We start from the raw sequence: 502 nt of genomic DNA on the forward strand, positions 1-502 counted from the left end.
CCCGTGAGCAGCATCAGCTTGGTGTTGTCGTACTGGTTCCCGTGAGCAGCATCAGCTTGGTGTTGTCGTACTGGTTGGCATTGAGGAAGATCTGCAGCAGATGGATCGAGGAGATGGCCACGATCGAAGAAGCGACCTTGATCTTCAGGCTGCCGGAATCGAGCTTGCCGAGGAAGGAGACGTCGGACTCGCCTTCCTCGTCGAAGCGGCTGACGAAATTCTCATAGCCCGAGATCATTACCATGACGATTAGGCTGGCCACCAGCGCCGCATCGATCAGTGTAAGCATGGCGAGAATCATGTCCGCCTCGTCATAGACGAAAACGTTCTGCGCTATTTTCCAGAACTTATAGCCAAAGGACACGGCGTAGACCGCCAGCGCTGCGACCAGTCCCAGATAGAACACGACCAGGATCCAGCGACTGGAGAGGATGATGCGTTCCACGAGCAGTTCGAGCGATTTCATCGGCAGTCCTTCGAATGTTTGCACTGCGGCATAATT

At 54.8% G+C, this 502-nt stretch carries 1 protein-coding gene; it reads right to left on the minus strand.

Going from position 1 to position 502, the window contains the following annotated elements:
* Positions 1 to 13: 13 nt before the first annotated feature.
* Positions 14 to 502, minus strand: a 489-nt coding sequence (locus AC1D0P_RS28470; protein ID WP_477679802.1) for a YqhA family protein, incomplete at its 5' end; no start/stop codon positions are given.

The sequence above is a fragment of the Polaromonas sp. P1_G2 genome, assembly GCF_056405515.1.